The organism is Candidatus Frankia alpina, from assembly GCF_902806485.1.
GTDB lineage: Bacteria > Actinomycetota > Actinomycetes > Frankiales > Frankiaceae > Frankia > Frankia alpina.
The window spans coordinates 1-5530 of record NZ_CADCWT010000278.1; the positions used below are offsets into that span (position 1 = coordinate 1).

General features: G+C 70.7%; 6 protein-coding genes and 1 tRNA gene. 1 reads left to right on the plus strand and 6 read right to left on the minus strand.

Annotated elements, in window-relative coordinates; translation table 11 throughout:
• The coding region (locus tag G6R25_RS20750; protein ID WP_235949277.1) for an ABC transporter ATP-binding protein at nt 1-2117 on the minus strand (2117 nt) is incomplete at its 3' end.
• 369 nt (nt 2118-2486) lie between these two features.
• Between G6R25_RS20750 and G6R25_RS20755 the strand changes: the two genes are divergently transcribed.
• Nucleotides 2487-2559, plus strand: a tRNA-Lys gene (locus G6R25_RS20755).
• Nucleotides 2560-2795: 236 nt separating this feature from the next.
• Here the strand turns inward: G6R25_RS20755 and G6R25_RS29900 are convergent.
• The 5 genes from G6R25_RS29900 to G6R25_RS20780 all read right to left on the minus strand — a co-directional run bounded on the left by G6R25_RS29900 (nt 2796) and on the right by G6R25_RS20780 (nt 5428).
• Nucleotides 2796-3137, minus strand: coding sequence for a DUF2188 domain-containing protein (locus G6R25_RS29900; RefSeq protein ID WP_163554269.1), 342 nt, complete (start codon nt 3135-3137; stop codon nt 2796-2798).
• A 28-nt stretch (nt 3138-3165) separates the two neighbouring features.
• Nucleotides 3166-4344, minus strand: a complete 1179-nt coding sequence (locus G6R25_RS20765) for a tyrosine-type recombinase/integrase (protein ID WP_163554270.1) — start codon at nt 4342-4344, stop codon at nt 3166-3168.
• Nucleotides 4344-4553 carry a hypothetical protein gene (locus tag G6R25_RS20770; protein WP_044886766.1) on the minus strand — a complete coding sequence of 70 codons (210 nt, stop codon included), beginning with the start codon at nt 4551-4553 and terminating at the stop codon, nt 4344-4346. Before G6R25_RS20770 ends, G6R25_RS20765 begins: the two co-directional genes overlap by 1 nt.
• Before the next feature lie 246 nt (nt 4554-4799).
• The gene (locus tag G6R25_RS20775) at nt 4800-5099 is read right to left on the minus strand and encodes a hypothetical protein (RefSeq protein WP_136449009.1); all 300 of its coding nucleotides are present in this window, start codon (nt 5097-5099) and stop codon (nt 4800-4802) included.
• A gap of 143 nt (nt 5100-5242) precedes the next feature.
• Nucleotides 5243-5428 carry a helix-turn-helix domain-containing protein gene (locus G6R25_RS20780; protein ID WP_136449010.1) on the minus strand — a complete coding sequence of 62 codons (186 nt, stop codon included), beginning with the start codon at nt 5426-5428 and terminating at the stop codon, nt 5243-5245.
• Between the last annotated feature and the right edge of the window lie 102 nt (nt 5429-5530).

The following is a 5530-nucleotide window of genomic DNA, read 5'->3' on the forward strand; positions in this document are numbered from 1 at the left end:
GCCCGGCCGGAGGGTGACCCTCCGATGGCCCGCCCACCGCCGGTCGCCACCGAGGTGGGCAGCCGGACGGGCTGCGGATCGTCAACCTGCTCGGCCTGCTCGGCCTGCTCGGCCTGCTCGGGTTCGGCGTCCTCGGCGAGGGTGTCGCCGGGGCCGGCGAGCAGGCGGCGGAACAGGGGGCTGCGGGCGGCCAGCTCGTCCTCGGTGCCGACGTCGACGATCTGGCCGGCGTCGAGCACCGCGATCCGGTCGGCCAGGCGCAGGGTGGAGCGGCGGTGCGCGATGAGTAGCGTCGTGCGTCCCCGCATGACCTCACGCAGCGTGGCGTGGATCTCGGCTTCGATCCGGGCGTCGATCGCGGAGGTGGCGTCGTCGAGGAGCAGCACGCGCGGGTCGGTCAGCAGCGCGCGGGCGAGCGCGACCCGCTGGCGCTGGCCGCCGGACAGCGTCAGGCCCTGCTCGCCGACGACGGTGTCGTAGCCGCGGGGCAGACCGCGGATGAAGCCGTCGGCCTGCACCGACCGGGCCGCCTCGACGATCTGCTCGTGCGTGGCGTCCGGCCGGCCGTAGGAGATGTTCGCCCGGACCGTGTCGGAGAACAGGAAGCTGTCCTCGAAGACCACGCCGATCTGGTCGCGTAGCGAGGCCAGCGTCAGCGTGCGGATGTCCTGGCCGTCGAGGCGGACCGTGCCGCCCTGCGGGTCGTAGAAGCGGGGCAGGAGCTGGGAGATCGTCGACTTGCCGGAGCCGGAGGTGCCGACGAGGGCCACCGTCTCCCCCGGGGAGATGTGCAGGTTGATGTCGCGCAGCACCGGCCGCGACGGCAGGTAGCCGAAGGTCACCCCATCCAGCTCGATCAGCCCGCGGGCGGTGCCGAGAACGGTGGCGTCCGGCGCGTCGGTGATCGCCGGATGGGAGTCGATGATCTCGAAGATGCGCACCGTGCTGGCCTTGGCCTGCTGGCCGATGGTGAGCAGGCCGGCGAGGGTACGCGTCGGGCCGATGAGCGCCCCGAGGTAGGTGCTGAAGGCGAGGAAGGTGCCGAGGGTGATCCGGTCGGTGAGCGCCAGCCAGCCGCCCAGCGCCAGCACGGCGACCTGCCCGAGCGCGGGCACGGCCTGCATCGCCGCGCCGAACCGGCTGGTGATCTTCACGGCCCGCATCCGCAACGCGAACAGCGTCCGGGCGTGCCCGGCGAGCCGGTCGAGCTCCCGGTCCTCCTGCCCGAAGCCCTTCACTACCCGCACGCCCGCGACCGCCTCCTCGACGGCCCCCGCGACCTCGCCGGCCTGCTGCTGGGCCGCCCAGGTGGCGGGGAACACGGTGCTGCGCGCCCGGAAGCCAAGCAGGAACAGCGCCGGCCCCATCGCGAGGGCGATGAGGGTCAGCAGCGGCGACAGCCACGCCATCGCGACCAGGGAGGCGACGAAGAGCACCAGGTTGCCGGCGACCATCGGCAGGTAGGACAGCAGCCCCTGAATGGCGCCGACGTCCGAGATCGCCCGGCTGACCACCTGTCCGGCGGAGACCTGGTCCTGCCGCGCGCCGTCGAGCCGCTCGATGGTGCTGAAGACCTCGTCGCGCAGGTCGTACTGGACGTCCAGCGACAGCCGACCACCCGCATAACGCCGCACGAACGCGGTGGCGAAGATGGCCACACCGGCCGCGAGCAGGACGATCAGGTACGGGGTCAGCGAATGCCGGTGGGCGACGACGACATTGTCGATGACCTGCCGCTCGACCAGCGGGACGGCGGCGGTGACGAGCGTGCCGAGCAGCGCCGCGCCGAACGCGAGGATCGCGTCGCGGCGGTAGACCATCACCTGCCGGCCCAGCCGGCGCAGCCAGCGGTCCGGCTGATCGCGCTGCGAGACATCCGACGAGGCCGGGCTCTGGCTCGTCGGCGGGCTCTGGCTCGTCGGCGGTGGCGGGTCCGTCGCTGTGGCGGGGCGGCGGCTCTGGCGCGGAAGCTCCGATCCCCCCGGTTGGGGCGGATCGGCAGCGGGATGCGCTGAGCGAGACGCCTCGCCGGCGAGGCGGGGCGTCTCGGCTGAGGATGGTTCGGGGCTCGCGGTGGACCTCCAGGTCAGCAGGTTCCGACAGATGCGGCCGGTCACGGGCGCATCTGTCGGTAACGGGCGCAGGCGGCCGGCGGTACCGGGCCTGCGGGCCGCGGGCGGCGCGGGAACACGCGCGGAGCGCATCTGCGCCGACCGCCACTCCCCCGCCCGACCGTACGTCGCGCGGCCCCCGATTCCGGCAAGCTATGTCTACCAGCGAAACATCCCCGGAACCCGGTTGATGCCCGGACCGGTCCGGCCCCGGACCACACCCCGCCCGCAAACGCCGACCTCAGGCCACCCCTGGGCCGCCGCCGCCCGACCGGTTCGTCCCAGAAGTCCGACCCACCCCCCGACCACTCCTCCGCGGCGCCTGGTAGAGTCCTCCATGTCGACGCGGGATCCTCACCAGATCGCGAAGGCAACGCGCCGTTAGCTCAATTGGCAGAGCAGCGGACTCTTAATCCGCGGGTTCGGGGTTCAAGTCCCTGACGGCGCACCCGCTCCCACCAGGTCATATAACTTTCAGTGACGTGTATTAGATGATCACTGTACCCAAGTTTGTACCCTAGTCTTCCGTGCCCTGGCACCCGAGACGGCAGACGCCCCGGGCCGCTGCGCGAGGTACACAGCCATCCGGGGCGCCCCTGGCATCTTGGGTACAGCGTCAGCCCGCCAGCCCCGCCACGCCGCAATACCTGCGGGGCCCTTGGACGAGCCGACGGCCCCTCGCCTTTACTTCCGGTCCCGCGGCGGGTTCGGGTCGTTGCCGGGCGGGATGGTGTCAGAGTCCCGGATCTGCCCGTTCCGTCCGTGAATCCTGACCTCGCCCCCTCCCGCGTTCCTCGCAATCTCGCGAGCCCGATCGATGGCTTGGCGCTGAGTGTCTTCGTGAGCACTCGAACGCGAGGCCCCCGGCTTGCGGACGTCCCACCCACCGTTCTCGTTCGGCACCACGTCGCGACCTTCGTTCGCCACGGCGATTTCCCTTCTGTAGTAGAAGAACGTTTGTTCCCCACAACATATGGTGCCAGCCGCACGGCGTAGATCCAAACTAGACGCGACCGCCAACCGCATATTTCGCCCAGAGCGAACATTTCGTCACTCAGGGCCCGTTACCGCCAAAAATTCGGTCGAGCCGGTCAACCGCGTCGCGCTGCGTCTCGGGCATCACGTGGGTGTAGGTGTTCATGGTGAGCTGGATCGTGGAGTGCCCGAGCAGCTCCATCACCGTCCGGGCCGGCACCCCCTCGGCGAAGAGCATCGAGGCGAAGGCATGGCGCAGGTCATGCAGCCGAAGCCACGGCAGGTCGGCCTGACGGCGCAGAACCTCGAACCGCCGGTTGACGTTGCGCGGCTCCAGGGGCGTGCCGACCGACGAGGTGAACACCAGGCCGGTTTCCGTCCACGCGTCGCCGAGCCCCGTCCGTTCCGCGGTCTGCGTGGCGCGGTGTCGCCGCAGGATCGTCACCAGCCGGGGCGGGATCGGCAGCTTCCGGTGTGAACGGTCCGTCTTCGCCGGGACGAACCGCAACGAGCCGTCCACCCGTTGCAGCGTCTGCCGGACATGGAGCGTGGCGCCGCCCAGGTCCACGTCCGTCCAGCGAAGGCCGAGAATTTCACCACGCCGGAGCCCGAGCATCAGACCGCAGGCGAAGACCGCTTCGAGCCGTTCACCGCGGAGGACCTCGACGAGCCGGCGTGCCTCTTCCGGCCGCAGCGCGCGCACCTCACGATGGGGCACGGGGGGCGCCTTGACCGCCTTCGCCACGTTGCGCGCGACCAGGTCGAGCCGTTCGGCTTCCGCCAGGGAGTTGCGGATCAGGCTGTGCACGTGCCGGACACTTCCCGCGGACAGGCCGGCCTTCCTCGCCGTACTGACGAGCCGCCGCACGTCCAGCGGCGTGAGCTTGCCGAGCTGGACACGACCGATCACCGGAATGATGTGCGTGTTGATCAGCCAGCGGTAGGCGCGGAGCGTCGAGGCCCGCGTTCCGTCCCCTTCCTTGATTTCCAGCCACTCCCCCAGCCAGACCGCCGTCGTCCGGCGCTCGGCGGTGACGTTGACGCCGAGTTCCGCCGCGCGCTTGACCTTGTCGAGCTTCTGCCGGCATTCCTTCTCGGTCTTGGCGTAGACCGTCTTCCGGACGCGTTTACCGCCCTCCCAGCCGAGATCCAGGCGACCGACCCACATGCCATCGCTGGACCGCTGAAACAAGGCGCTCTCGCCCTGCGAGCGTCGCCGCTTCTGCCGGTCGTCTCCACCGGCGGACCGCGCGGCCATCAGGCCACGTCCAGCGGGTTGCCGCCCGGCCATTCGACCGCGTCACACCAAGGGCAGCCGTAGGAGCTGTCTTCCATGTCGCACGCGAACTTGGTCTCTCCGTCGGCCTGTGGGTAGGTGCGTCCCTGGCCGCGGGCGGCCCGGTCGAGGTGGTCGGTCAGCGCCTGAACGAGAGCAATCCTGGGCGCCGCCGGGGGGTGGGTGGGCATGGTGAGCACAGCTCCTTGCCGGAAGAAGAACGGGAACAGGACCGCGGGCCGCGGGTGGGATTGCCCGGTGCCGGTGGGGTTCCGGTTCTCTGGCGCAGGAATGGTCTGCCGGGGCGCCGGCCGCATCCAGGGCGCTGCGCGTCGCTACGCGATCGGCCTTCGGCCGGCCCTGGACCCGTCCGACACCCCGACAGCTTCAGGCGCCACCAGAGAACGGAAGAAAAATGGGTGGGGCGACAGGTGCCGCTACGGGCGGATGACGCTTGCCGCCGCCGGACCCGCCGCGGGGTTCCCGCCGGCCGGGGTGGTTGCCGGACGTCCCGGGACCGGTCGGAAGATCAGGACCGCGTCGACGTCGCCGTAGTGTTCGGTGAAGAAGGCGTTCGGCGGCAGGGTGGCGAGCAGGGCGACCAGGTCGCCGATGTCCGCGCCGGGTCGGATGGTGAGTTCGTGGTCGCCGTTGTGGTCGACCCGGGCGAGGAGCATCGGGTGGTCGTCGCCGGGGGTCCGCCACGCGCCATGCGCGTCGGACGAGAAGATGGGCACAGGTCTCTCTCCTTGTTAAGGCCAAGGGGTGGGGCTCAGGTCCCGGCCGGGTGTTGGTAGCACCCGCCGGGACCGTCTTGATTGCCGAGAAGTCGCGCCCGCCGCCGGTGGTCCGCGGGTCCGGGCGTGGGACCGTCTGCCGGTCATGCGGCGTGTCCCTCGCCGCGCAGCCGGGCGACGAAGGTGACCAGCGCGGCCGAGGGGATGCGCCGCGACCGGCCGATGCGCACGGATTCGATGTCGCCGGAGTTCATCAGCTCGTAGACGGTGCTGCGGCTGACGCCGAGGAGTTCCGCGGCCTCGGCCGGGGTGAGCAGGAGCTTGGTCACGGGTCCTCTCCGTGGATGTCCGGGGGGTCAGGCGGCGTCGGGCAGTGAGCCATTCCCGGCAACGATTTGTGAGGTTGGGTAATTGTTGCGGGGTGTGAGTGT

Excerpts from the sequence above, each read along its gene's own strand:
- G6R25_RS20770 (WP_044886766.1), bottom strand. The coding sequence starts at position 4,553 with ATGCCCACCCACCCCCCGGCGGCGCCCAGGATTGCTCTCGTTCAGGCG.
- G6R25_RS29900 (WP_163554269.1), bottom strand. The coding sequence starts at position 3,137 with ATGCGGTTGGCGGTCGCGTCTAGTTTGGATCTACGCCGTGCGGCTGGC.
- G6R25_RS20765 (WP_163554270.1), bottom strand. The coding sequence starts at position 4,344 with ATGGCCGCGCGGTCCGCCGGTGGAGACGACCGGCAGAAGCGGCGACGC.